Consider the following 23,897-nt stretch of genomic DNA (forward strand, 5'->3'; position numbering starts at 1 on the left):
CCTTGATAGTTCCATTTGCTTTTTCCCTTTTCAGATGATCTCTTTCAGCCGGGTATTCTTCATTAAGTTTGTAGTAGTCGTTGGAAAATCCGTACCATTCCCAGCACTCCCTTATTACTGTATTTTTCAGATCTCTGGTTTCTTTCTGGAGATCCCAGAGGCATTTATTTAAATCATAATATTCTACTTTGTTTCCGTTTTTATCGGTTACATTGTTTATTAATGCTAATTTTACTACTTTGGTCATTTTAATTACTCCTTATAATTGCTTCTTAAAAGTCTTCTTTTTAATTCAAACCATATATCTTACAGTTTACACCTGTATACAAGTTGTATCAGCAAATTTATACAAATATGCTCACTGTCTGTACGGTCTTTGTGTACAGAATTTCAATTCTCATTGCTGAGATATTACCTTATCGAGTATACGATCGACGCCGTACAGCGGTTTAAGACGTATTGTCTCGATTCTAGGACGTTAAGCCGCCCTCGTTTATGAATATCACAGCTATTCATAGTTGCTGAAAAAAATTATGTAACAATACTTTAGTTCATTATTTTCTCCGTTATCAAATTTTCTGCTACTTACAGTTTACACCTGTATACAAGTTGCATCAGCAGTTTTATACAAATATGCTCACTGTCTGTGCGGATTTTATGCACAGAATTTCAATCTCGTTGCTGAGATATTACCTTATCGAGTATACGTTCGACGCTGTATAGCGGTTTACGACGTATTGTCTCGATTATAGGACGTTAAGCCGCCCTCAAAAATATCACAGCATTTATAGTTGCTGCAAAATATTATATAGTTTTAGTACATTATTTCTTTTGCAATAAATTGTAAATTCACCTCCGATTATCAAAAATTCGATCTGAAATAATTATATAAGAAAATTCAGACAAATAAAAACGCCCCTCGTGAGAGAGACGTTTTATAGTTAATAATATTATTGATGAAATTTATCTTGATCAGCGGTATATGCTGTCCATTCCAGCTGATTTTTTCCGTCAAGCCAGTCTCTGATGTGATCAAGGGGCATTTTCTCTATCCTTTCGATAAAGTCTGCGCCTTTTATCATCATATACCCAAACCCTTCATTTGCGTTCATCGCATCATCTGCGTATTTTCTCAGCCACTCATACTTAGGGTGATCCATGAAAGAGTTTATCTTTTTATTAAAACGTTCGTATCTTTTCTTTCTCCATTCATTATGATCCGGCATTATTACTTTCATAGCAGTACTCCTTATCTTTTTTATACGTTGTAGTATCAAAATGGAGGATAATGAACTCCCTGAAAGCTCTCCCAGGCTCTTTTCTTCAGGTCTGCATCTTTGCAGTCAGGCTTCGGAATAAAACTGTAAGTTGTCCAGTTTATACCTAAGTCGGTTTTCTTGATCTCAAAGTCAAATACCTTTGCGACCTCTTCTACGAACTGCGGTTCTTCCTCAAATATTTGAAAGTACTCCTTGTCGAAATCTGTATACTTCTTATATATATCAGAAATGGTGTCACTGTAGCCGAGATATACCTCATGTCTTCTGCACTCCTCTTCTCTTTCAAATAGCTTGCCGTCTTCAGCTCTGTACATAACAATTTCTTTCATATGTTTATCCTTTCTTCAACTGAACAGGGAATTTTTATTCAAAAAACTGCTCAACTTCTTCAATTATATTATCATTCTGGTCTCGCAAAGTTGTCTTTTCAAGTGTAATGTTAATCTTTTTAGTCTTCAGAAACTCTATAAGTTCAATAGCTGCTTCACGCAGAGTAGATTTGTTTGTTTTATAACTGCCACTATCATATACAAAAAACAGCTCATTTTTCGCCTCGTGTTTATTGAGATCTACCATATCAAAGTCAATTTCAAGATCTTTTTCATGCTGTATAGTTTTCTTAAGTTCGTCTATTGCCTTAAATAGAGTTGTATTCTGAGTTTTAAAATAACCGTAACCTTCAAAATGTAGTGTGTTCATAGATCAATACCTCCCGTATTATTTCTTACTTATTCTTCTTGTATGTCTGATAATATTCCATTATATCATCATCTGTCAGGTCGTTTTCGTTGTATCGTTCAATGAAGTCCAAAAAAACAGCATTTGCCGTTTCGTCTCCGACATCATAGCCCATAAGTTCCAGAGCTATATTTGTAGAGTTGGTTATCGCTTCCCAGATGCAATAACCGATGCTGTCTTCACCTGAGCCTTCGGCCATAAGTCCTATGGACTGAAGCAGTGAAAGCGCCTTTACAAGTTTAGCTGCATTTTTTACAGCGTATATAAAATTGCGTCTATTGATATCCATAATAATTACTCCTTTATTCCTTTTAGAATATAGTACATAGTATCTTCATCAATAATCTGTCTGACCTCCATTTTATCAATTGATCACTACATGATGATTATATAGGAAAATTCAGACAAACAAAAAACGCCCCTCGTGAGAGAGACGTTAAAGCTGAACGTCAATTTCTGACTACCCGAAACTGTCTTATATGGGAAATACTCTTATCTTCAAAACAATCAAAGGTATTTTTATAAAAATCATCCTCTGAAAGTATGTTTTTATCTGCGAATTTTGCTTTATAAGGCTGAAATTCGCTATAGCTTAAAATATCATAAATTGGATCTCGGCTTGAACTTCCGCCAAAATTATAGTCATGACCATGATAAGTCTCGACTACATAGACATTCCTGCCTACCTGATCTATCTCCTGCTCACAAAGAGAAAGATCATCATATCTTCCGTAATAATATCTGTGTTCGTCCTGATAATTTTCCATCTCTTCTTCTGCAGTATCTCTTTTCAGAAATACCTTCTTGAACATGGGAATGATATTCCCGTTTTGATTTTTTGTTATGTAAAAGATCTTCATTATGTTTCCTCCAATAATAAGTTTTTAGGTATATATCAACGATCTGCATAAACTCCGGATCATCAATAAATCACTACATGATGATTATAGAGGAAAATTCAGACAAATAAAAACGTCCCTCGTTAGAGAGACGTTTAAAATACAGGCCAGTCATTTACAAAATACTATCGGAACTATACTGTTCACGGTTCAGGAGATGTTTCTCCAGAAAATATTCTTCTTCGGCATCAAGTATGCAGCCTTCCTTTTTCAGGCTTCTTAATGCCATATCCGTCTTGATGCGGAGCTTGTCGGCTTCCTGAAGCTGTTCAGTTCTGTCAGCACGAACGATACGTTCTTCATCTGCCTTTTCGTCAAAGACTTTTATTTCATAGACTCTCTTGCCGTTTTCAAGCAGAAGAACAAATGCTTCAAAGTTCATAAGTACCTGAGCCGCATCTATCTCTTCAATGATCTCATAACCATCTTTATCATAGATGTCAGCCAGGCTGTCACTATGCTTGTCCTCAGCACCATTAAGAAGGTCTGCAAGAATGTCGTCGTCTTCTATGTTAAGAGCGGCTCTCAAAGCCGGGATATTGCCGTATTCTGTCATTTCCACAGAAGGAATATCTATTCCTCTGCGAAGGTCGGTGATAGTATTATCACCTTTATAGTACTCTTCTCCGTTAACATAGAAATGAGAGTCATTACAGTTTACGCAGTAAGTTACTTCAGCTCCGCTGAGTTCTTTTTCCAAAACGCTTTTTGCGTATTCAAAGAACTTGCTTATAAGAGAGTTTGTAACGTTTTCAAAATCCAGTTCTTTTTCTTTAAAGCTGTCTCTTACGACATCATACATATAGTCGATGTCCGGTAAGGAAGCGCCTGCATCTTCCATAGCAGCTTCTGCCTTTTCAGCGGCATATTCGATAGCATCGGGATAGATCCCTAAAAATTGTAAAACATTCATTGATTTTTCTCCTTTATTCTTCTTCAGTTATTTCTTCTCCGTCTTCATTCCTGAGTTCAACTTTATCAAAGACAAAATCAAACCCTTCGTGCGACAGTATTTTCATAAGTTTATCCATCGCTTTTTCCTTATTGGTTTCATTGGTCTTTAAATAACCCCAACCTTCAAAGTACAGTTCGTTCATAATATACCTCCTGTTAGCTATTTATCTTTTTCTTTATAAAGCAAGCAATATTTCATCGCTTCGCTGACAAAACTGATATTCCTGCTACATACATAACCCGGATAATGACAGCAATAATAAGCCGGATATACAGGGTTATCATCATACAAAAATGACTCAAAGCCCTCACAGTCCTTACATAGACTCTTATCCCATGCTTTTCTTTCTTCATCGGATAATTTTTTTAGTCCTTTGTCAAACGGTACTTTCATCAATCCCATAATTTCCTCCTAAAATAATAGAGTGAGAACAAGGTTTATAACCGACCATATCACAAGGTAGGTTATTGTTGTTATCCTCTGTATAATACACCGTATGCGGACAAGTTTCATTTATCAAAATACATCTGCCATACGCTTTGTGTTTGCATGTATTTTCTTCACAAATAACGTTTTTACTCCAACGTGTAGGTTCTTTAATATTCATTAACCCTTTCCTCCTGCTTTTTATTCGAGTATCTCGCAGCACTCTAATATGTTCTGCTCGTTGAGTTTTTCTTTTATTTCTTCCTTAGTCATCGTATCGTGATGAACTATAGCTGTAACAGTAAAAACATAGTCATCAAACCAATCATCTTCTGTCTTTTCCACTTTGGTATCTGTTACTCCGAGAACCGTTGCGGTAAAACCAAGACTGTTGATCTGAAGTAATGTCTCATCTATTGCAAGCTGCCGGTTATCACCGGTAAATTGAAGATCTGCTTTTACATTAGCCATTATAAGCGCTCCTTTTTCGTTTTTACAGCATCATTAGTCAGAGTTTTAGGATCTACCGGATGGTATTCTCCGTGTTCATCAACTATGATGTGCAGGTCAGTATCATCGGTCTGGTGCAGGCACAGATAGTACCCGCTGACCGTATTGCCGTTATCTTTTCTATTGCCTGTAAAAGTTATCTTGTTCATCATTGATCTCTCCTTATTATGTGTAATCGTCGCAGCAACCGTCTTCATCTACGGGCTGTGCATCTTTTTTCATACAGCGAAGTGTGTCCTTTTGACCTCTCATAGCTCTGATCGCTGCAACTGCGAGGTCAATGTCTTCAGGTTCTATTCCATCTTTTCTCATGTCTTCTGCAAGATCATCATTTCTTGCCGGTTCTGAGAATGAATTAGAGCAGTTCAGGCAGTTTTTACACCCATTATTTTTCTCCTGAGTCACCTTTCTGTGAGATGTATAATAGTTTTTTATCTCTGAGATAGACGGGTCTTTATCCTTATATTGTTTTATAAAGTCCAAAAAGTCCTGATAGGCTGTCAGATCATAGATCTCATAGCCCATCAGCATAAGTACTATATTTGTGACGTTGCCTATCGCAGTCCAAATGTGTGAATTCTTTGTCTTTTCGAGAGAAAGACCGATCGACTTAAACAGTTCCACCGACCTGTAAAGTTCGACTGCTGTTATTACAGCGTATCCGAACTGTCTCAGCTTAAATATTTCTTCCTCTTGTGCTTTTAAAATTGATTCTTTGCTGTTCATTATTTTTACTCCTTTTATGTGTATTTTCCGATATTTTCTTGACCTGTAAAACTCCAAATTATCAAAAAAATCTCTGAATGAATTATAGCAGAAAATAACAGGCAATAAAAAAACACCTCTCCTAAGAGAAGCGTTTGCAAAGAATTATCACAGAATACCATTTTTGCCCTTTGGTTTATTATTTTTATATGTCAGTTTTTTACAGTGAATATCATTTTTGCCTCATTCACAAATCCTTAATTATCAGAAAGACTATTTTTCTTGCCCCAAAACAGGATATTTGGCTTTGCCCTTTGACATACTGTTTTTGGGGCAAATCTAAAATTGCAAAAAAGCGGAAATTGCTGAAACAGATATATACATTGATTTCAGCTTTTTGAAAACAGTATTCAGCTCAAAAAATCTGCAGGTTTTAAAAGTCAAAATCATTTTTTGCAAAATTTACTCCAAAAACTGCAAAAATTACAGCAGTTTTTGAATTTTTGTCCTCGACTCTCTTATTATCTTTCAAAAAAACATCTGTATTTTTGATACTTTAGCCGTCTTTTTTCAAAAAACGCAGATTTAATAGAACTTTTTGAAAATATTCACGCCATTTTCATTTTATTTGCAGCTTTCATACTTGGTAAACAGAACTTTTTGAAATTATTCATATCATTTTCCCTTCAAATGTCAGTCAAGCCAAAGCAAGCCCTTTACACAGCCTTCAAATGTAGAATCATCGTTTCCTCCGACGCTGATTATCCTGTCTGTCAGAGTCCACTGATCCCAGTTGTATACGCTGCCGCCCCAGGGGTCAACTATGTTGTAGTACATTCGATCATCTATACGATATTTTCCGTATATTACAAAATAGTGCAGCGAACCGCTGAATGTCCTGTGACCGCAGATAAGTCTGTGTCCTTCGTCCAGTTTTGAATTTATAGTATTAACTATGTCGTCATTGGAATAATTCCACAGATGGTCAATTACCGCCTCCTGACCGTAATAATTCATAAGGTCCCGTATGTTTTCAAGGGTCACTCCCCTGCCGGAGGTAAAATTCACTCCAACATCATAGTAAAAACCATTATCATAAGCTGTTGTAATAATATCGTCTTTGGAGATTCCAATATTCCTTTCTGAAGATAAGAGCATAGCAGCTGAAGTAGGACCGCAGCCCGATGAAGAATAGATGGAACCGCTTAACTGATCATAGATATAGGTATCAAGGTTTATTATATCATAAATGATCGTATATTCAGGTTCTTGTATTATCTCCGGTTCAATAGTCTGTTCTTCATAGACTGTATCTTCTTGTGAAAGCTCATCGTAAGGTACGCTTTCTGTTTCTTCTTCACTTTTACTCTCATCATCAAATGAATCAGTAATATTTTTATCTTCATCAGGAAGACCGTTTTCGGTTTTGTCTTCCGATGCTGCGATCTCCGTTTGAGAAGAACTGTTATCACAGACAAAAGAACTTTCCGATAAAGATAGAACAGGTTCGCTTGAATTTTCTTGAATGGTTTCATTTTTCTTATAGTTGTGAGAAACAGTCCTTTCGATATTGCTTGCTTTTGGTGCAGGCAAAAAAGAATTACAGAATAATAATACTGATGATACTGAAAATACAATTGCTAACAACCTTTTTAATTTCAAATCCGTCATCTCCTTCTGTATTTATTATATAAGAAAATTGACGCAAAAAGAAAAACATCCCGCCCTAAAGCGAGATGTTCAGTTATTGAAATTACATTTCTTTTACCTTGTACCCGTTGATGCAATATCCGTACTTATCGGAAAGCCAGTCGGTAACATCTTCCATGTTATCCTTTTCGCTGACTATACCAAATTCGGCGGGTATTTCAACCGTTTCGGGAAGGTCCGCTATATCAGATGCACTGATCCTGTTATGGTGTATACGGTCACGAATAAGTTCGTGCTTTTCGTTTATACCCATAGCGGAATACTCTTTTTCAGAGATAGTAAGCACTTCAGCCGCATTATGTGCAGTCATTTTACTGAATATTTCGTATACCTCGTCTATTTCTACATCCCATTCAATGTCATAAGCTGTAAATTTCTTCATTTTTGTCCTCCGTTTTTTCTTACAGATGAGAATAACATCCGCATTTTCTGCATTTCATGTATCTTTTCTGTCCTTCGATTACGTCAGGGTGATCCACAGGAAGCAGAACAAACTCCCCTTCTCCGTAACAGTCACAGTGACCTTTTCCACTTATTCTTTCCTTCATATCGAAAGCGTAGATCTTACCGATATACTTATTTGAATCAAAACCAAGAGCATAGATCAATTTTCTAGGTTCATTGGTTATTTCTGTTTTGCCGTCAGGCAGAAAAATTCTGTTTGGCATATTTTTATCCTCCGTTTTAGTGTTTTATGGCAATCCGCCTTAAAATTCAGACAAGATCCAGTCACAAAACCCATAAGTCCGAGCTTTTGCGACCGGATCTTGTGAATTTAAATAGTTGGATTGCTATAGTAAATAATTTCTTACTTCTTCAAAAGCACCAGCGACCTCTTCCGGTACTGTATACTTTTCAAAAAATTCTTCAGTTGAGATCTCAAGCATTGTACAGGTTCCGCTTATAAAATCAGCACAGTGCATTATTGCTTCTTCGTGGCTCCAGCTATCGATCTCTGCATAATGTCTTGCCAGATGTTTCAAAGATGCGTCATTGAGATTATAATACAAAACGCAGTAGAGATTTTCAGCAGACCATTCCTTTGTATAAGGAAGGAGTTCCTTTTCATCATCTTCTTGAAATATGTGCAGTAATTCTTTCGTATTTTCCATAATAATATCCTTTCCGGGTCATCATGGTAATTTTTTACAACCACTCCAATCTTCCCTTGTTTTTATAAATATCCAACAGAAGATTTTTAAGATCACCCATTGTAGCACAGTCAGCTTTGCCGACATAACCTAATTTTTGATCATCATCTTCATTTTTTAGCAGTTCGTATAGTTTTTTACATGCTCCGTATGTGATTTTGCCTTCACAATCCGACAGAAAAAAGAAATCCAGCAATTTACAGTCACTTGCTGTTTTATCTAGCTTATGATGCTGTATGCAGTCGTTGATGCATTCATCAAATTCTTTCCAATCTTCTTCGTTTCGATTATTTATCATTGACTTGTAAAGATAAAAGAATTCATCGTTAAGATGTTTGGCAGCTATACATCTGAGTCTGAAAAAGCTCCCATAACTCATATCAAGACTTTTTGCAGTTATTCTGCTGTCGGGTTTTCCGCTTAGTGTTACGCCCATTATTCATTATCCTCTTTCGTTTTTATTTAGAATGTTTATTTCAACAACCTGTCTGACCTCCAAGTTGTCAATAAATATCTCTAAAGAGATTATATTTGAAAATCCACTTCAACAAAATGTATGTTTTTTTCGCTAAAACGTTGTGTCACGTGTGACACAAAAAAACGCCCCACCAAAGTGAGACGTTTGATCTATTGAACTTAGTGAATATTTTTCAGTACAGATAAAGACTATACTCAGAAAGAATGTTTTTGTCTGAGAAATCAAGAACTATTCCATTATAGAATTTGCCGGACAAATACAGTTTTTGGAGTTCTGTTGCAAAATAGTCTTCACCATAATATTCCTTCACTGTGCAGCCTGTCCATAATTCTCCGTGGAATATCATTCCCGTCGGAATGATACTTCTTGTATCTTCAGAAGATGGTACTCTTGTTTCTTTGAACTTTTCATGCACCTTTCTATATACATCCGGTGTTATTTTCGCTCTCAGTTTACTGCACCTTTCAGAGCAGATAAAAGCTATGCCGGCTTTTGTATAATCCCATTTATCAAGTTCGGTTATTGATTTTTCGGTAAGAAGTTCGTCCATATCATCGAAAAAATAATCTTTGATATAGATGTCAAGTCGGTCAAGAAGAAGATCAAGATTTGAAAACCTGTCATTTCCTATATCGCCCCAATATGCTCCCAGAAGGTCGATCAATGCAAACTGACCATCTTCTATTTTGATCTTAAAATCCATAAATTCTATTATATCATCCATCATCGCACAGCAAAGCTCTATGTCAGATAATCTATTTGTCATAATCTTTTATACCTCCTTAGATATGACAATCGATAACGTAAACTATTGTATCATCAGAAAAAGGTTCAATGAAATTCTTATAATAATCCTTTCTGAAAATATGCTCTTCATCAGCGCTCGCCGTACTCATCCCAAAACTTACTACTGTGCCGGGTTCAAACCAGCCTTCAGGTAAAAGTACACTATAAGAAGGGCAGAACATATTTCTCTGAAATGAAATATATTCTTCTTTTGTTTTGTAAAGTTCAAGCATTTTTTCCTTTGAAGGAACGTTCCACAGCAGCATAAAATGATTAAGATCCATTTTCTCAGGTTTAGTTCCGTTGACTACGGTATCCCAAATGTATTCATACCTTGATGGATCAAAATTCCGGCGGGCATTTTCAAATTCTTTCTTCAGTTCTCCTATCGTTGTTTCCCTCTCAACACTGTAATAATCCCATTTTGAATTTGGATTGTCATTTGACAGCAGATTGCCGTTTCTGTCAGTCTTCTGTCCGGATACAAACCATTTGTAATAATCTTCAGGATCCTTATAATAATTGAACATGCCGTCTTTATCACGGTTTTCGTAAAGTTCCTTTACATATACCCCGTATTCTTCTATTGTTTTTTCAGGTTCAGTAGAGTAAAATTCAATAAGTCTGCATTTTTCTTTGTACTTCTTTTTGCCGAGTTGAATTATATATTCCTTTGTCTTATAAACATGAGGGATCGTTTTCAGATTTTCGTCATAAAACGACATCATTTCTTCAAGTTCTTCCTCATTTTCAAATCCTATTGCGAATAATGAATAGTGGCTCATAAATATTACCTCCGTAATTATAATATATTATTTTGAGTATATTTTTTGATATTCACTTCATTCAAAGTTTTGAATCCTCCATGTTATCGATCAATATACTCTGATTATATTATATAGAAAAATTCAGGCGAATAAAAAAGCAGCCTCACCGTAGTGAAACTGCTTTGAAGACTAATTGTTTTGTTAAGTAAGTGTCAGACCGGGTCTAAGAACCATCTCTGTGTAATGTCGTCGCTATGTTTGTAAAGACGAACATTAGTACCCTTCGCTGCATTTGAAGCGTATCCGCTCACCTCTAAGCAAACATCATTATTATCTGAGCATACAAGATTATAGCTTCCATCACTGTATGGATAAAGAGTAAATGTCTGTGTAGGATCGTTTTTGGACAGCTTGTAAATATTTACGTTTGTTTTGCTTTTGACTTTTCCTTTATCGGCAAAGCAATTAAGTGCCATATTGGTGTTTCCTAAAGTGAAATACCATGCATCATACTTGCTTGAATAATGTGCAGTCCACACTGACGACGAATCTTTTTTATTTACCAGTTCAACGTTTGTTGTGCCGGAAGTTTTGTTCTTGGATGTTCCTACGTAATATTTTCCTACCATACTTCTTATGCGGTATTTGCCGCCTTCAATAAATTCGCCGCCGAAATTCCCGTTTGCCGATGCAGTAATAACAGCAGAAGTAAGCCCTTCCGAATTATAATTATTACTTACAGGACTTGTAATGATTCCGGCTGTAAGAACAACAGCAAGACAGAGTGATAATGTTTTCTTCATGTTCAGAATTCCTCCTTTTCGTTATAAATTAATTATACCACAAATCTATTTGGATTACAACAGTCGTTCCGAATTTTCCGTAAAGACTTTTTTTACTTCATTTCAACTGGACTTTCCGAAGAAAATAATGTAAAATGAACTCATCAGAATATACGTAACACAAGACAACAAAAAAGCGCCTCACATAAAATGAGACGCTTATACTGTTGTTGATCAGACGCATTTAAGAACATACTTATGCCATCTTTCGATGAATTCTGTCTGGGCTTTGTTCCTAATAGGACAATTGTAAGCCAACAGTTTTTGTCGTATCTGATGAGTCTTTGGCGTAAGTTCGATAGTAATAAGGCTTTTTTCGGGAGCTTTCTTTTCTCTCATTACATAGATAAGACTTCTTCCTTCTGCTATGCTTCTCGCATAGCTTGCAACACAGTTATGCTGCTGCGTTGCCTCATCAAGAAGGTCATCATAGTCTTCGATACCTCTTACAAAAAATACATCTTCCTCATAATTGTACTTCTGTAACTCAGCACATCTGCTTTCCATCTGTTCTGATAATTGTTCGTTTCTTATCTGGCGGCATAATCTTGCCGCAATATCATGTTCTCTTTTTAAACTGTCTCCGTCTATCTTCGGCTTCATTTTAATAAAATCACACATTCTCAGATAGTCTCTCAGATATATTATACCTTCGTAGTTATCTATGGCTTCGTACACATCGAGCCTGTTCAGGTAGTTTACCAGGGTCTCGACTGTAAATAATCTTTTGCCATTCCACTTAGCATTTAATATCGAGTAAACAGAATCTATATCCTTCATCAGCTGTTCATTGGAAAGAATGATCTTTATAGCATCTGTACTCAGGTCGGTCTTTTTTGTAAGTTTTCTTACATTATCCCAGACATTCAGATCATCAATATTTTTCATTTCTTTGTAAAGCCGCTTTGGAATCTGAAAGATCGTCTTAGGCGATGTTCCGTTTTTGAAGTTGCGATTGAACGCATCATCCTTTGATTCCAATCCTTTATGACAAAGTATTTTATCTGCCAGCAAGGTGTATCCGGATTTATAAAGTATTTCCAGTGCCGGGAATGACAGCAGACTCGGTATATTACACTTATTTTCCTGAAGAAACTCAAAACGGCTCGGATTTTCATCTCTTATTTTCTTCATTATATCACCTATACCGACCCACCAGACATTTCTGTGAAGTTTGTCATCTGTGAACCAACCGTTATTGTCGTAAGGGAAAGCCACATCTTGTATAACACCACTGTCATTTTTGAAAGTTATCTCTATCTCACGATAGTAACGGTTATCATTCTTTACTACGCCTGTTAAAAATTTGACTCCTAAATATTCATTCATACCATCGTAATGGTATTGACAGTATTCCCTGTATACAAAATCATTTATTTCGATCGTTATCCTATCGTATTTTAGCCTGTCAGGGAAACCTAATACAGACAAAACCTCAGTAAGTACACCATTAGTTATTTTTTCATTGATCTCCTTGCATATCTCAGGAAGATCTGATTCTTTTACGTTCTTTTTCATTTGAAATTCCTCCGGTTATCATATGTTTAATTCAGAACACATCAACAACAAGTCTGACCTCCATGTTATCAATAGTATCTCTGAGAAAATAATAGCAGAAAATGAAGCAAGATAAAATCAGACAGGACGCAGATCCAAAAAGAGAGCCTCTTATAAAAAACGAACCGATAATTTTTTTACAAGAGGAGAATCATAATGAAAACAAAAAACATAAGAGGACGCTGTATAAAGATCAAATTGGGTAAATGCGAGGAGGTATGCCGCTTTTACGATGAATTACAGAAAACTTATGCTGAAATACTTCAGGATAACGATGATGTTATTTCCATAAGGTGCAATGTTTTACTTAAAGGGTTCAGGGAAGGAAATTACACGACTGATTTTGTATGTGAAAAGAAAAGCGGAGAATTAATGGTCAGGGAAACTATCTACCGGGATAAACTGATGAAACCTAAAAACAGAAGACTGCTGGATGCTTCAAAAGAATATTGGGCAGGACATGGAGTGATCGACTGGGGGATAGTTACAAATGATAATAAGGAATGACCGCAAGGTGTTGAGAGTGCTTAGTTCGGATGGCAGTGAAAATCTGGTCATTGACTGTATCAAACGAACGATGCCTGAATTGATGAATAGTGAAGAGCTTATCGGTTATGAAAAGATAGAATACAGTGAACTGCTGAAAATCTGCGGTCTGGAACTTACTCCCCTTTCAGAACTTGACGCTGATTCCTCAGCCGCTGCCCAACAAAGGTATGCTGTTATCTCTCCTGTACTGAATGTCATTTCGGATACAAAGGAACGGTCTCAGGCAATAAGGACAGCCGCTGAAGCTAATAATATATCTAAACAGACCGTTCGGAAATACCTGTGTCTTTACCTTATATTTCAGGATAAGTCAGTATTGGCACCCAAAAAGACGATAGAAGAGAAAACTTTGACAGGCACAGAAAAAACTATGAGGTGGGCGCTGAACAGTTTCTTCTACAATTCACGAAAAAACAGCCTTAACACTGCCTATACACTGATGCTGAAAGAAAAATACTGTGATGAATACGGCGAACTTGCGGAGAATTATCCGTCGTATTATCAGTTCAGATATTTTTATCGGAAAACTAAAAAAATGAAAAACTACTACATAAGCAGAAACGGACTGACGGATTATGAGAGAAATAAAAGACCGCTTCTGGGGGACGGAACTCAGCAGTATGCTAAAAGTATAGGGATGGGATTTCTGGATTCGACTGTCTGCGATATTTATCTTGTAAATAATGAGGGCAGTCTGGTAGGCAGACCTATCCTGACGGTTTGTGTAGATGCTTATTCAAGTTTATGCAACGGATACATGCTTTCATGGAAAGGCGGAGTTTACAGTTTAAGGGGACTTATGATCAATATCTTAACTGACAAGGTAGAATACTGTAATAAATTCGGTATCTCTATCAGGAAGGAACAGTGGAATTCGGATAAACTTCCGGGAATATTTGTAACAGATAAGGGATCCGAATATGGATCGTTTAATTTTTCTCAGCTGACCGAAATAGGCGTTACAATAGAAAACTTACCTGCTTACCGACCCGATCTCAAAGGCTCGGTCGAAAAATTCTTTGACCTTATACAGAATTATTACAAGCCTATCCTCAAAGGGAAAGGAGTTATAGAGCCTGACTTTCGTGAAAGAGGTGCGCACGATTACAGAAAAGATGCCTGCCTGACATTGGAAGAGTTTGAAAAGATCATTATAAAATGTATAGTGTTTTACAATTCATACAGAACGCTGGAGAAATTCCCTTACACAGAAGAAATGCTCAACGCCGGTGTACAGCCTACGGCTTGTTCTGTCTGGAACTGGGGCATGACAAAAAACAAAGATAATCTTATAGATACAACGACCGAACAGGTCATTACGGTCTTGCTTCCCAGAACAACGGGAAAGTTTGCAAGAAACGGACTTATAGTCAATAAGCTGCGTTACAGAAACAATAACTATACAGAAAAATTTCTCAGCAGCAGTACGGTCACAGTCGCTTATGACCCTGATGATGTTTCTTATGTCTGGCTAATAGAGAACGGGTCTTTTATAAGGTTCGAGTTGATAGAATCACGATTTATGGGTGTTTCACTTGATACAGCAAAACAACTGAAGGATTCCTGCAAGGAGCTTATAAATGATAATAAGGAAGAAAAACTCAAAGCAGAGATCGAACTTGCAAGATTTATTGAAACGATAGCAAATAATTCGTCCGTGAAAAATACTGTATCAGTAAAAGATGTTAACAAGTCCAGAAAAGCCGAAGAAGAGAAAACTCATATTTCTTTTGCAAGTTATATATTCGGAGATGAAGAAGATGAATGAAGAATTAAAAGACAAGCTCGAACCCTTACTGACAGGCAGAACGTTAAGTGAAGCTCTGACGATACTTCCCTTTTATGATGAAGAAATACGGGAGAGAACGGCAGAAGAAAGACTGACAGGACTGGACGATATATATGATATTTATATTTCCTCGGAAATGTCAGCCGAGATCTATAACAAACTCTATCTTGCCATGTATCGGTCTATGGAGAAGAAATATTCCGTTCTTGCCGTAAAGCAGGGTTATCAGAACATGAAAATGATGAGGAAACAAGTATTTGACAGCGTTATAGGCGGTTCAGACTGTTTTACTGTTATCGGAAATGCAGGCATTGGAAAAACAAAGGCTATAAGCAGAGCAGCAGAGCTGATCTCCGGGAACCGAGTGATAGAACTGTCATCGCCTTTTACTTATGTTATCCCTTGTCTGACGCTTCAATGTCCTTTTGACTGTTCGGTAAAAAGTATGCTGCTTGAAATACTCAGAAACATTGACCTTATACTGGGTACAGAACATTACAATTCTGCACTGCGTTCAAGATGTTCCGCAGATGTTCTTATAGGGAACGTTTCACAGCTGTGCATGAATCATGTCGGGCTTCTGGTCATCGACGAGATACAGAACGTTACAAACAACAAAAACGGTACAGTACTTGTTTCAGCACTTACGCAGCTTATAAACAATTCAGGGACAAGTATATGTATGGTCGGAACGCCCGAAGTCAACGTATTTTTAGCTAAAACTGCCTTTCTCGCAAGACGGGCAACAGGTATGCAGTACACTTCTCTAAAATATGATGACTACTTTAAGAAGTTCTGCAAGATAGTTTACGGTTATCAGTATACAAGAGAAAAAACACATATAGATCCCAAAACGACTGAATGGCTGTACGAACACAGCGGCGGGATAATTTCTAATGTTATCTCACTTATCCACGATGCTCAGGAGATCGCCATAATAAAAGGTATGGAACAGCTTAACATCGCTTCTTTGAGAGCCGCTTATGAAGAACGAATGTATATGCTCCATTCTTACATAGCTCCCGGCATCGTTCATAACAGCAGCAGCACTGTTGTTGCACTCAAAAAGTCAGTCATTCCGAAGAATATCCCTATAAACGATGATTTTTCGGCACACAATAAGAAAGGATCGGTAAGCATTCAGGAATTGTATGAAACTTCAAAAGCAAAGGAAGTTGATTATTTTTCGCTTTTAAGAGAGCATTACACGGTAGAGGAGATAAAAATATGATAACATATTTTCCCGACGCTTACCCTGATGAATTGTTTTACAGCGTAATAGCAAGATTTTTTATCCATTCGGGAAAACAAGATCTCAATGAACTGTACAGACATAATATCAATAACAGTATGTTCGATATGGATAGTTCAGCTCCCATTTCCGCTGAATTGGCGGAACTTATAAGCAGAAAAGAACCATTGGAAGATTATTTTCTTTCTCACACGATGATACCTTATTACGGACGATTTAAGGGTAAAGCAAAAGCTGAAACTGTATGCAGAGCCATTTACAGCGATAGCAAAGGCTGTGTTTCTCACAATAAAAGTCCCGTTGGTTATAAAAGAAGTCTTAAATACTGTCCTTTGTGTGTTTCAAATGACCGTAAAATATACGGAGAAACGTACTGGCACAGAATACATCAAATACCCGAGGCGGAGATCTGCCCGGTACATCAATGCAGACTGTTAATAGCAGACATACCTTTTAAATACAAGAACGTATGCGGGCTTTTTACTGCTGAAGAATACTCCTGTAATAATGAAGTTCTTTACATAAAAAATGAACTTGAAATATCTTTTACAAACTATCTGACAGGCAGTTTAACGATACCTCTGACTGATACGAGCAAGGAAGAAGTTTCAAGCCATCTGCATTATCTTCTTTTCAAAAACGGTTATTATACTGCTTATCCCCCGAAACGAAAACTCGGATTGCTTTTAAATGACATAAACAAGCGTTATTCTTCCATGAGAGAAAAGATCATACATAGTACGAAAGTGCTTAATGACACATTATTCGTAAAAAATTCTTACCCCTATACTATTTTTCTTTTATTCCATTACTTCGGCGTTTCGATTAGTGAGTTGAATAAAAATCTGTCCGATCCCGGTTTTGTTCCCATTAATGATCTCGTTCTGAAAATGTTTTGTTCGGGAAAAACATTCAAAGAGATCTCTGAATGTCTGGAAATACCTTATGAATACATTTTTGACCTCTGTTCATACTTTACTGCTCAAGGTCTGTCTGAACCGATAATGTTTGAAAAAGCGGCTTTTCTCTGATATTATCGTCAATGATTTTCTTCTATTATATAGATGAGGATGATTTATTGATGATCGGAGGAAGCAGTTAAGGACTGACATTGCATACATATTCCGATCATAATAACATCCCCGATAATATTTACAACGGAGGAATAAAAAATGTTTGGAAGATATTACAGAGAAAAAGACCCTGATCATAACTATGATGAGCCTGATCTTGATAATTTACAGATGAGATGCTGTTCGTGTTCAAAACGGTTCGGCTTTGAGGAATTCTATCAGGATACAGATACAGGAAGTTACATTTGCAGTCGTTGTGCAAAGGAAATGGCTGAAGACCCCATGCTTGTTTTTGCTGACATCGCCTTTCTAAAGAAGCTAATGGCGGAAAACGGAGCTGATGTTTCCGAAGGCAGCGATAATGAAGTGTTGACCAAGTACAAAGAACTACCCGAAGAAGTCAGATATGACATCTGTTGTCTGACTGATGAACTTGATTTCAGCAGCTGGGCTGACAAGGCTATGGAGGAAAATGCTTATGAAAAAGCAGAAGAACTTCTGGATTACAAAGAGTATCGCTGTGATCGCATATTTGCAGAAATGAGAGATACCGGAAAATCGTATTGTGATGTTGTCTACGGCTAAACAAAACAAAAAGGCCCTGCTTGCGCAGAGCCTTTTTTTGTGCCTTTTCAAAAGGCTTTTGATGGCTGATGACCATTCTTTTTTTATGACGAAAAATTCACATCATAAAACGGGGACCATCACTCCCGGGCAATGCTCACGGTCCATTGCTGTGACCGAAAACAACGTTCTCGTGTTATTTCAGTACGCTTTCCTTTTGCCGGTGTTAGGATAATATATCCTGCAAGGCGAAAGAATTATTCCTTTCGGAGAAAACATAATGTACTCTCCTGCAAGAAATACACACATTTTCTCTTATAGATCCGGGAGGGTTCGAACCTCCCATGCTGCCGTTCCAGCGGATCAGTTTATTTTATGGCTCGGTTCAATAAACCTTTTTACCTTTCCCTTAGTTATACATTTTGCAACTGCATCAAGGAATTTCCTTTTGTCAGGAACAGTAATTTCATACATGGTCCCCGTTTTTACATTCCAGAGGATACCTTTTTCTTTCTCCAAAGCAACAAGATAACAAGCAAGCTGAAGATGGTCTTCATGGGATAGTTCGCTTTTGAACTTCAGTTCGTAGATGATGTTATTCTTCAATACATCATAACGCCCGCATATATTCAGGATATTACCGGGGCTGCCCATAAAACGCATCAGGCAGTTACCCTGTACATCTTCCCTTCCGTCAAAGACTGTCCCCAGGCGATCCAGTATAGTATTTTTCTGTTCGTCATCTATAAACGGAGTTTTTACCTGAGTTATATATCTGTTATAATTGGTCTCGATTGCAGTCAGCAGAAGTATCTTGTCATCCACGGACGAGTCCTCAGGCAGTTTCGGAAAGACTTTTTCCTTATGATGCTCTTTTGCAAATTCGATCTGAGCGTCAATGTCGTAATTGATGAAGTATTCAGCTTCCTGCCAGATACCTATACACGGAGAGAGGTCTATAAGTTCGTCATTTACATTTACGTTTATATCACCAACATTCTCAGGCGTAATGTTTTTCCTCGCTATCAGCTTGTAACACTCTTCTACATCTTCTTTGTATTTAAATTCGAACATTTCAGATATAAGAAATGGGGCGAATTTTGTTTCTCTGAGATCGGGCGTAGATATAGTCTTATCGGATAACGCTTCGGTCTTGCTTGAATTTACAAATATTATATGATCCTTTCCTCTTGAAGCAGCAACAAGAAAAATATTTCTAAGTATCTCATACTTCACCTGCGGTTTTGACATTCTTACTTCCCAGTAATCTTCGGTATAGTCAAAAATCACGCATATTTTTCTTTCAAGTCCTTTGGAAGAATCAAAAGTAGTAAAGATGGCAGATGATGAAGATGGAGCAATAGCTTGTCTGTCTTCATCTTTTATGGAGGCGTAAACTGTCTGCTTATTGAACTTTTCGCTGTAATTTTCTTCAAGATAATTGAGAACATAGGACATAGTGCCATTTCTTGAACCTAAGCACAGAATATCCGATGGTTTTTGTTTTGAAAGAAAATCCATAACAGCGTATCTGCTCATTGTTTCGACTTTACAGTTCTTGTTTACTCCGACGATGTTCTTCTCCCAAATGCGGCCCAACCTTGCAGCATGCGCTTCTGACAGTCTGAAACATTTAGTAAAGCTCATTACCGTATGCTCTTCCAGAAAGTTATCGATGAATTCAGGTACTTCCAGAGTAGTTTTATCATAGATCTTCTGTTTCATATCACCTACTGCAACTATCTGGATACCGGGACATTTCTTCTTGATAAGTTCAAGCATCCCGGCAATTTCCAGTTCTATATCCTGATATTCATCTATAACCAAAAGGTCGTATTTTCTTATGAGATGAGGTTCTTTCTGAAGAAACAGCTGGATAAGGTCGGAAATACCGTCGATCTCTATATTTGAATTCCGCAGGCATGTAAGCGCAAAGCTGTGATAATTTGCAACAGTGACATTTTTCTGTCTTATCTTTTCTCTTGCATCTATTTTCAGAAGAGCATTGTATGTCAGGTACAGTATCTTCCTGTCTGTCATCTCATTACACAGGACCTGGATAGCTGTTGTCTTTCCGCTGCCGATGCAAGCATCTACCAGAATATTTCTTCCGCTTTTAGCCAGCTGTACGAATTCCTGCTGTTCATCTGACAGTTCACTGAAATTTCTGAATATCTTCTCCTGCCAACGAGAAAAAGCATCGATCCTATCAGGATCAGGACAATACCATTTCTTTTCAAAAGCATCCCATCTTGCTCCGAGTTCCTTAGCCTTATCTTTTTCGGAAAAAGGGACTTGCAAATATATTCTGTTTGGTATCATATCATCATCCTTTTTACGATAAAAACCTCGTTGTGATATTATTCTCGCAGGCAAATCTGTCTGCATAACTTCCTTTATTACAAACTATCATTATTTCTTTTCCGCAGCCATCAAAAGCAGTGCGGTCTATTTTTACTACGTTATCAGGGATCTTTATTGTATTCAGATTTTTGCAGTCCCGAAAAGCAAACGAAGGAATAGCTGTTATTTTTTCAGTAAGTTCTATACAAGAGAGAACTGTACAACCACTGAAAACTCCCTCCCCCAGAAACAGAAGAGCCTGAGGTAGCGTTACAGAGATAAGACTATTGCAGTCAGAAAAGGCGTAAGCATCAATTATCTTTACTGTTTCGGAGATCTTGACCGTTTGTATACACTCTTCTGCAAAAGCATGAGCGCTTATTGTTTGTACACCATACGGTATAACAATGTTCTTATCTTTTCCGATGCAGCCTACGACTGTTTTGCCGTACTTTCTTGATTCGATTATTTTTACATTATCGTTCAAAAATATCTCTCCGATACATTTTTTAGTTAGGGTGCCGGGATTCGAACCCGGGATGAAGGAGTCAAAGTCCTTTGCCTTACCGCTTGGCGACACCCTAGTATAAGCCGTATAGGAGAATCGAACTCCCATCTTCTGCTTGGAAGGCAGATGTCATGACCATTAGACCAATACGGCGAACAAAAGGGAGCAAGCGCTCCCTTTATGCTATAAAAGTTTCACGCTGATACCGTTATAGCACAGTATCTCCGTTATCTGTGTTGCGTGAAAAAACACCAATAAGGAGGCCGTCAGGATGACGCAACCAAAGTGCAGACGATGAGTTTTGAACTCATATTTACTTACCATAAAGCATCTGCATACAAGCCTCTTCAGCAGTATCCCACATCAGAGGCTTTAATGAGGAATTTGAAAAACTGAAATATCACTTTTTAGAACGACCGGACTTCTTGTTCTTAGTCTTTACCTTAGGCTTTGATGCTTCTGCAACTGCATCCTTGAAGGCCTTTCCGGCCTTAAATGTCGGTACAGTCTTTTCTTCGATATGTATCTTTTCCTTTGTTGTAGGGTTGATACTTTCTCTTGCGGCTCTTACCTTTGAACTAAAAGTACCGAAGCCGACAAAAGATACACTGTCGCCTGCTGCTACTGTTTCCTGAATGGTGCTGATAACTGAATCAACGACCTCAGTTACAGTTTTCTTCGTCAGAGAGGGGTTTTTCTCTGAAACAGCATTGACAAATTCTGGCTTGTTCATTTTTGAGATCACTTCTTTCTTGAAAATTTTTTCGGACTGAAAGCCCGGGAAATGTGCCATCGGAGATTCGAACTCCGGACCCTTTGATTAAAAGTCAAATGCTCTGCCAACTGAGCTAATGGCACGTATGCAAAAGCAGTATTGTCAAGACTGCTTTTGCGAGTTTAGAAAAGAATAAAGGGGGAATTGTTTAGTCATTACAGCGGTCTGACCACCGCTGCAATGTTCATGGGGAATTAAAATGAAGTACAAAACACTTACATTATTATTATAGCAGATTTTTTTCAAAAAGAAAAATTATATATGGTTCAAAATTATTTTTTTTACTGTATGTAAACTATTCCACGGTACCACGAGTCGTACATTCTGTTTATTGACCCTGCCATAGTCTGTTTCCTGACTATTGTAACGCCTGAGTTTATATCATTGCAGACAAAATTTCCATAAACATCATTCAGTGCTTTCTTGTAAGGATCTGCAACAGCATAATAACCGTCATACTTGCCTGAACCATCGCACTCCCCTGCTATGACAACATAATGGATATATGGAGAATTTGGAAGAAAATTAGCGGCTGCACGTATGGAGTCGGAATATCCGTTAAATACTACATATCTTGAATTGAACAAGACAGCCGCCACAACTGTATGGCCTTCACTCAGCGCTTTATCTATCTTATCTATCGTCTGTTCATTGCTTTCATAGTATCCTATTGCAGGTGATACAGCCTTCTTTCCTTCTCTTCCTGCATATATCTGCATAAGCCTGAACATACCGTTGATGGTCGTCCCATTACCTCCCGGTTCGCACCACTCCCAGCCCCAGGGGGTATAATCGTAATTATGAGCATAAAGGTTTTTGGGAACAGCGCCTATCGACCACGCATAATTATTTCCGTCAGTAAAAACATCTGTAATAGAAACGTTTTTTCTGAACTCACTTGTAACAGCCATAGCGATACAAGCGGGACCGCAGCTGAGATCTTTATCTTTTCCGTTATGATCAGTCACGTTAAGTTCGCTGTCAAACTGAGAAATATTTCCTATCTGAAGGACATTGTTGAGTTTATTGGAAACAAATACACCATCGTTTATATATTTCTTAGGAACATCTGTATAAGTATTCCTGCTGAAAAGTCTGTATGTATCATCGTTTATCTGATAACCGTAGTAGAGATTGTCATATAAAACGCCGTTATTGTTGTTAGGATCAAGCTGCTTTGATCTAACCATTCCGTTAAAGTTTTCTTTCAGAAAAAGATACGATGGTGAATTTTCAGTGCTTGTATATTTGTTCTCATCGTCTTTTTTCTCGGCGGAAATACCCTTGACTATTGCTGCTATGCCCGAAATATCTGAAACATTTATATCTCCGTCATTGTTATGATCTGCAGTATCCTGATACTCAGACGGAAGAGGACGGATACCTTTAACGTGAGCTGCAACAAGTGTTATATCAGTGACATTTATCGTCCCGTCTTTGTTGACATCACCTTTTGAAAATTCCTCCGCTGAACACACCAATACAGCTTCTGACATTATCAGCAGAGAAAAAATAATCGTAGCCACTGTTCTTCGTATACTTCTAAGTGTTCTGTTCATATTTGACCTCCTGTATTATATAGCGATCCGCCTTAAAATTCAGACAAGATCCGGTCACAAAACCCATAAGTCCGAGCTTTAGCGACCGGATCTTGTGAATTTAAATAGTTGGATCGCTATAAATAAAATATTACATTTTAATTATATATAAAAATTTATATAAATAAAAAGAGTCTGCTATTTTTTTACAGCAGACTCACACTTCTGTTTTACAGGAGTTCAGTTCAGAAGGAATTCAATGAGATCTTTTCGCTCTTTTGATACATGGATCATTTTATCATCGCAGTAGAATTTTCCCTTTTTATCTTTATTGATCTTTATGAGTTCCTTGTTATCATGGATGAGCAGGATCGATTTTCCTTTTTCCATATCTCTTGTTATGCTTTTTATTATGGAAAAGTTTTTTATCATCATCGCTGCATCGTACAAACTTTTTGCATCTGATACTACTCTGTATTTACTGCCCAGTTCCTTTATCGGTATTTCAAACAGTTTGCACTCTTCCGATAATTTTGGAAGATAATTCGATGCAGCATAAAGATCATACTTATCATTGGTTATTGCGTATCCTTCGACAGGATGCTTCTTGCGAGTACTATGTTTTTTGGAAAAATATTTTGCAAGTTTTTTATCTCCTATCAGCGCATCACATTCACTCAGAACTTCAAATAACGTTCTCAG

General features: G+C 37.4%; 31 protein-coding genes, 3 tRNA genes and 1 pseudogene. 5 read left to right on the forward strand and 30 right to left on the reverse strand.

Annotated features, from left to right (window positions below):
- The 22 genes and pseudogenes from CUS_RS12685 to CUS_RS12780 all read right to left on the reverse strand — a co-directional run.
- Positions 1-247 (reverse strand): annotated as a pseudogene (locus CUS_RS12685) (RNA-guided endonuclease TnpB family protein); the annotation flags it as partial.
- A gap of 703 nt (positions 248-950) precedes the next feature.
- On the reverse strand, positions 951-1,238 hold the full coding sequence (locus CUS_RS12690) for a hypothetical protein (protein WP_002851367.1): 288 nt from the start codon (positions 1,236-1,238) through the stop codon (positions 951-953).
- A gap of 35 nt (positions 1,239-1,273) precedes the next feature.
- Complete coding sequence (locus tag CUS_RS12695) at positions 1,274-1,609, reverse strand: hypothetical protein (protein ID WP_002851369.1); 336 nt, start codon at positions 1,607-1,609, stop codon at positions 1,274-1,276.
- 34 nt (positions 1,610-1,643) lie between these two features.
- Entirely contained in the window at positions 1,644-1,979 is a 336-nt protein-coding gene (locus CUS_RS12700) for a hypothetical protein (protein WP_002851374.1), read from the reverse strand.
- Between the two features lie 25 nt (positions 1,980-2,004).
- Positions 2,005-2,307 carry a hypothetical protein gene (locus CUS_RS12705; RefSeq protein WP_002851350.1) on the reverse strand — a complete coding sequence of 101 codons (303 nt, stop codon included), beginning with the start codon at positions 2,305-2,307 and terminating at the stop codon, positions 2,005-2,007.
- Positions 2,308-2,467: 160 nt separating this feature from the next.
- Positions 2,468-2,878: a hypothetical protein gene (locus tag CUS_RS12710; protein WP_002851340.1), complete on the reverse strand. Its 411-nt coding sequence runs from the start codon at positions 2,876-2,878 to the stop codon at positions 2,468-2,470.
- A 154-nt stretch (positions 2,879-3,032) separates the two neighbouring features.
- Positions 3,033-3,830, reverse strand: a complete 798-nt coding sequence (locus CUS_RS12715; protein ID WP_002851343.1) for a hypothetical protein — start codon at positions 3,828-3,830, stop codon at positions 3,033-3,035.
- Positions 3,831-3,843: 13 nt separating this feature from the next.
- The gene (locus CUS_RS19885) at positions 3,844-4,014 is read right to left on the reverse strand and encodes a hypothetical protein (protein WP_002851348.1); all 171 of its coding nucleotides are present in this window, start codon (positions 4,012-4,014) and stop codon (positions 3,844-3,846) included.
- Between the two features lie 17 nt (positions 4,015-4,031).
- Positions 4,032-4,274, reverse strand: a complete 243-nt coding sequence (locus tag CUS_RS12720) for a hypothetical protein (protein WP_002851329.1) — start codon at positions 4,272-4,274, stop codon at positions 4,032-4,034.
- Positions 4,249-4,479: a hypothetical protein gene (locus tag CUS_RS19890; protein WP_157769530.1), complete on the reverse strand. Its 231-nt coding sequence runs from the start codon at positions 4,477-4,479 to the stop codon at positions 4,249-4,251. Before CUS_RS19890 ends, CUS_RS12720 begins: the two co-directional genes overlap by 26 nt.
- A gap of 20 nt (positions 4,480-4,499) precedes the next feature.
- Positions 4,500-4,769 (reverse strand): hypothetical protein, encoded by a 270-nt coding sequence (locus CUS_RS12725; protein WP_037277367.1) that lies wholly within the window; start codon positions 4,767-4,769, stop codon positions 4,500-4,502.
- The gene (locus CUS_RS12730) at positions 4,769-4,960 is read right to left on the reverse strand and encodes a hypothetical protein (protein ID WP_002851339.1); all 192 of its coding nucleotides are present in this window, start codon (positions 4,958-4,960) and stop codon (positions 4,769-4,771) included. The genes CUS_RS12725 and CUS_RS12730 overlap by 1 nt, the downstream gene beginning before the upstream one ends.
- Before the next feature lie 13 nt (positions 4,961-4,973).
- Positions 4,974-5,534, reverse strand: a complete 561-nt coding sequence (locus tag CUS_RS12735; protein WP_037277372.1) for a hypothetical protein — start codon at positions 5,532-5,534, stop codon at positions 4,974-4,976.
- Between the two features lie 672 nt (positions 5,535-6,206).
- On the reverse strand, positions 6,207-7,175 hold the full coding sequence (locus CUS_RS12740; RefSeq protein WP_227945398.1) for a C39 family peptidase: 969 nt from the start codon (positions 7,173-7,175) through the stop codon (positions 6,207-6,209).
- A 91-nt stretch (positions 7,176-7,266) separates the two neighbouring features.
- On the reverse strand, positions 7,267-7,605 hold the full coding sequence (locus CUS_RS12745) for a hypothetical protein (protein WP_002851360.1): 339 nt from the start codon (positions 7,603-7,605) through the stop codon (positions 7,267-7,269).
- Positions 7,606-7,624: 19 nt separating this feature from the next.
- Entirely contained in the window at positions 7,625-7,891 is a 267-nt protein-coding gene (locus CUS_RS12750; RefSeq protein WP_002851365.1) for a hypothetical protein, read from the reverse strand.
- 123 nt (positions 7,892-8,014) lie between these two features.
- Positions 8,015-8,335: a hypothetical protein gene (locus tag CUS_RS12755; RefSeq protein ID WP_002851333.1), complete on the reverse strand. Its 321-nt coding sequence runs from the start codon at positions 8,333-8,335 to the stop codon at positions 8,015-8,017.
- A 34-nt stretch (positions 8,336-8,369) separates the two neighbouring features.
- Positions 8,370-8,810 carry a hypothetical protein gene (locus CUS_RS12760; RefSeq protein WP_002851341.1) on the reverse strand — a complete coding sequence of 147 codons (441 nt, stop codon included), beginning with the start codon at positions 8,808-8,810 and terminating at the stop codon, positions 8,370-8,372.
- A gap of 214 nt (positions 8,811-9,024) precedes the next feature.
- Positions 9,025-9,618, reverse strand: a complete 594-nt coding sequence (locus CUS_RS12765; protein WP_002851358.1) for a hypothetical protein — start codon at positions 9,616-9,618, stop codon at positions 9,025-9,027.
- A 16-nt stretch (positions 9,619-9,634) separates the two neighbouring features.
- Positions 9,635-10,423, reverse strand: a complete 789-nt coding sequence (locus CUS_RS12770) for a hypothetical protein (RefSeq protein ID WP_002851373.1) — start codon at positions 10,421-10,423, stop codon at positions 9,635-9,637.
- A gap of 194 nt (positions 10,424-10,617) precedes the next feature.
- Positions 10,618-11,208, reverse strand: coding sequence for an RICIN domain-containing protein (locus CUS_RS12775; protein WP_002851345.1), 591 nt, complete (start codon positions 11,206-11,208; stop codon positions 10,618-10,620).
- 213 nt (positions 11,209-11,421) lie between these two features.
- Entirely contained in the window at positions 11,422-12,765 is a 1,344-nt protein-coding gene (locus tag CUS_RS12780; protein ID WP_002851327.1) for a PcfJ domain-containing protein, read from the reverse strand.
- A gap of 195 nt (positions 12,766-12,960) precedes the next feature.
- Between CUS_RS12780 and CUS_RS12785 the strand changes: the two genes are divergently transcribed.
- The 5 genes from CUS_RS12785 (at position 12,961) to CUS_RS12805 (ending at position 18,052) form a co-directional block, all read left to right on the forward strand.
- Positions 12,961-13,311: a TnsA endonuclease N-terminal domain-containing protein gene (locus CUS_RS12785; protein WP_002851331.1), complete on the forward strand. Its 351-nt coding sequence runs from the start codon at positions 12,961-12,963 to the stop codon at positions 13,309-13,311.
- A complete protein-coding gene (locus tag CUS_RS12790; RefSeq protein ID WP_002851349.1) occupies positions 13,295-15,121 on the forward strand; it encodes a Mu transposase C-terminal domain-containing protein in 1,827 nt (608 codons plus the stop codon). The genes CUS_RS12785 and CUS_RS12790 overlap by 17 nt, the downstream gene beginning before the upstream one ends.
- Positions 15,114-16,373, forward strand: a complete 1,260-nt coding sequence (locus CUS_RS12795; protein ID WP_002851330.1) for an ATP-binding protein — start codon at positions 15,114-15,116, stop codon at positions 16,371-16,373. The genes CUS_RS12790 and CUS_RS12795 overlap by 8 nt, the downstream gene beginning before the upstream one ends.
- Complete coding sequence (locus CUS_RS12800; RefSeq protein ID WP_002851357.1) at positions 16,370-17,425, forward strand: TniQ family protein; 1,056 nt, start codon at positions 16,370-16,372, stop codon at positions 17,423-17,425. Before CUS_RS12795 ends, CUS_RS12800 begins: the two co-directional genes overlap by 4 nt.
- 141 nt (positions 17,426-17,566) lie before the next feature.
- Positions 17,567-18,052: a hypothetical protein gene (locus CUS_RS12805; RefSeq protein WP_002851366.1), complete on the forward strand. Its 486-nt coding sequence runs from the start codon at positions 17,567-17,569 to the stop codon at positions 18,050-18,052.
- Between the two features lie 342 nt (positions 18,053-18,394).
- On the opposite strand, the gene CUS_RS12815 is transcribed toward CUS_RS12805, so the two are convergent.
- From CUS_RS12815 to CUS_RS12850, 8 genes are all read right to left on the reverse strand, one after another.
- Positions 18,395-20,353: a DUF5710 domain-containing protein gene (locus CUS_RS12815; RefSeq protein WP_002851376.1), complete on the reverse strand. Its 1,959-nt coding sequence runs from the start codon at positions 20,351-20,353 to the stop codon at positions 18,395-18,397.
- A gap of 13 nt (positions 20,354-20,366) precedes the next feature.
- Complete coding sequence (locus tag CUS_RS12820; RefSeq protein ID WP_037277378.1) at positions 20,367-20,861, reverse strand: leucine-rich repeat domain-containing protein; 495 nt, start codon at positions 20,859-20,861, stop codon at positions 20,367-20,369.
- Between the two features lie 26 nt (positions 20,862-20,887).
- Positions 20,888-20,958: transfer RNA gene (locus tag CUS_RS12825), tRNA-Gln, on the reverse strand.
- A 5-nt stretch (positions 20,959-20,963) separates the two neighbouring features.
- Positions 20,964-21,035 (reverse strand) — tRNA-Gly (locus tag CUS_RS12830).
- Positions 21,036-21,282: 247 nt separating this feature from the next.
- Complete coding sequence (locus CUS_RS12835) at positions 21,283-21,615, reverse strand: HU family DNA-binding protein (protein WP_002851356.1); 333 nt, start codon at positions 21,613-21,615, stop codon at positions 21,283-21,285.
- A gap of 52 nt (positions 21,616-21,667) precedes the next feature.
- Positions 21,668-21,740 (reverse strand) — tRNA-Lys (locus CUS_RS12840).
- 198 nt (positions 21,741-21,938) lie between these two features.
- Positions 21,939-23,216: a dockerin type I repeat-containing protein gene (locus tag CUS_RS12845; protein ID WP_002851326.1), complete on the reverse strand. Its 1,278-nt coding sequence runs from the start codon at positions 23,214-23,216 to the stop codon at positions 21,939-21,941.
- A 219-nt stretch (positions 23,217-23,435) separates the two neighbouring features.
- A partial coding sequence (locus tag CUS_RS12850) for a hypothetical protein (protein WP_037277380.1) occupies positions 23,436-23,897 on the reverse strand: 462 nt, incomplete at its 5' end.

This window comes from Hominimerdicola alba 8 (assembly GCF_000178155.2).
Lineage (GTDB): Bacteria > Bacillota > Clostridia > Oscillospirales > Ruminococcaceae > Hominimerdicola > Hominimerdicola alba_C.

Bases quoted from the DNA above. Each gene is read 5' to 3' on its own strand.
- CUS_RS12700 (WP_002851374.1), bottom strand. From the start codon at position 1,979: ATGAACACACTACATTTTGAAGGTTACGGTTATTTTAAAACTCAGAAT.
- CUS_RS12780 (WP_002851327.1), bottom strand. From the start codon at position 12,765: ATGAAAAAGAACGTAAAAGAATCAGATCTTCCTGAGATATGCAAGGAG.
- CUS_RS12725 (WP_037277367.1), bottom strand. From the start codon at position 4,769: ATGGCTAATGTAAAAGCAGATCTTCAATTTACCGGTGATAACCGGCAG.
- CUS_RS12705 (WP_002851350.1), bottom strand. From the start codon at position 2,307: ATGGATATCAATAGACGCAATTTTATATACGCTGTAAAAAATGCAGCT.
- CUS_RS19890 (WP_157769530.1), bottom strand. From the start codon at position 4,479: ATGAATATTAAAGAACCTACACGTTGGAGTAAAAACGTTATTTGTGAA.
- CUS_RS12835 (WP_002851356.1), bottom strand. From the start codon at position 21,615: ATGAACAAGCCAGAATTTGTCAATGCTGTTTCAGAGAAAAACCCCTCT.
- CUS_RS12815 (WP_002851376.1), bottom strand. From the start codon at position 20,353: ATGATACCAAACAGAATATATTTGCAAGTCCCTTTTTCCGAAAAAGAT.
- CUS_RS12800 (WP_002851357.1), top strand. From the start codon at position 16,370: ATGATAACATATTTTCCCGACGCTTACCCTGATGAATTGTTTTACAGC.
- CUS_RS12770 (WP_002851373.1), bottom strand. From the start codon at position 10,423: ATGAGCCACTATTCATTATTCGCAATAGGATTTGAAAATGAGGAAGAA.
- CUS_RS12720 (WP_002851329.1), bottom strand. From the start codon at position 4,274: ATGGGATTGATGAAAGTACCGTTTGACAAAGGACTAAAAAAATTATCC.
- CUS_RS12755 (WP_002851333.1), bottom strand. From the start codon at position 8,335: ATGGAAAATACGAAAGAATTACTGCACATATTTCAAGAAGATGATGAA.
- CUS_RS12845 (WP_002851326.1), bottom strand. From the start codon at position 23,216: ATGAACAGAACACTTAGAAGTATACGAAGAACAGTGGCTACGATTATT.
- CUS_RS12695 (WP_002851369.1), bottom strand. From the start codon at position 1,609: ATGAAAGAAATTGTTATGTACAGAGCTGAAGACGGCAAGCTATTTGAA.
- CUS_RS12760 (WP_002851341.1), bottom strand. From the start codon at position 8,810: ATGGGCGTAACACTAAGCGGAAAACCCGACAGCAGAATAACTGCAAAA.
- CUS_RS12785 (WP_002851331.1), top strand. From the start codon at position 12,961: ATGAAAACAAAAAACATAAGAGGACGCTGTATAAAGATCAAATTGGGT.
- CUS_RS12795 (WP_002851330.1), top strand. From the start codon at position 15,114: ATGAATGAAGAATTAAAAGACAAGCTCGAACCCTTACTGACAGGCAGA.
- CUS_RS12730 (WP_002851339.1), bottom strand. From the start codon at position 4,960: ATGATGAACAAGATAACTTTTACAGGCAATAGAAAAGATAACGGCAAT.
- CUS_RS12690 (WP_002851367.1), bottom strand. From the start codon at position 1,238: ATGAAAGTAATAATGCCGGATCATAATGAATGGAGAAAGAAAAGATAC.
- CUS_RS19885 (WP_002851348.1), bottom strand. From the start codon at position 4,014: ATGAACGAACTGTACTTTGAAGGTTGGGGTTATTTAAAGACCAATGAA.
- CUS_RS12710 (WP_002851340.1), bottom strand. From the start codon at position 2,878: ATGAAGATCTTTTACATAACAAAAAATCAAAACGGGAATATCATTCCC.
- CUS_RS12765 (WP_002851358.1), bottom strand. From the start codon at position 9,618: ATGACAAATAGATTATCTGACATAGAGCTTTGCTGTGCGATGATGGAT.
- CUS_RS12790 (WP_002851349.1), top strand. From the start codon at position 13,295: ATGATAATAAGGAATGACCGCAAGGTGTTGAGAGTGCTTAGTTCGGAT.
- CUS_RS12750 (WP_002851365.1), bottom strand. From the start codon at position 7,891: ATGCCAAACAGAATTTTTCTGCCTGACGGCAAAACAGAAATAACCAAT.
- CUS_RS12735 (WP_037277372.1), bottom strand. From the start codon at position 5,534: ATGAACAGCAAAGAATCAATTTTAAAAGCACAAGAGGAAGAAATATTT.
- CUS_RS12775 (WP_002851345.1), bottom strand. From the start codon at position 11,208: ATGAAGAAAACATTATCACTCTGTCTTGCTGTTGTTCTTACAGCCGGA.
- CUS_RS12805 (WP_002851366.1), top strand. From the start codon at position 17,567: ATGTTTGGAAGATATTACAGAGAAAAAGACCCTGATCATAACTATGAT.
- CUS_RS12715 (WP_002851343.1), bottom strand. From the start codon at position 3,830: ATGAATGTTTTACAATTTTTAGGGATCTATCCCGATGCTATCGAATAT.
- CUS_RS12745 (WP_002851360.1), bottom strand. From the start codon at position 7,605: ATGAAGAAATTTACAGCTTATGACATTGAATGGGATGTAGAAATAGAC.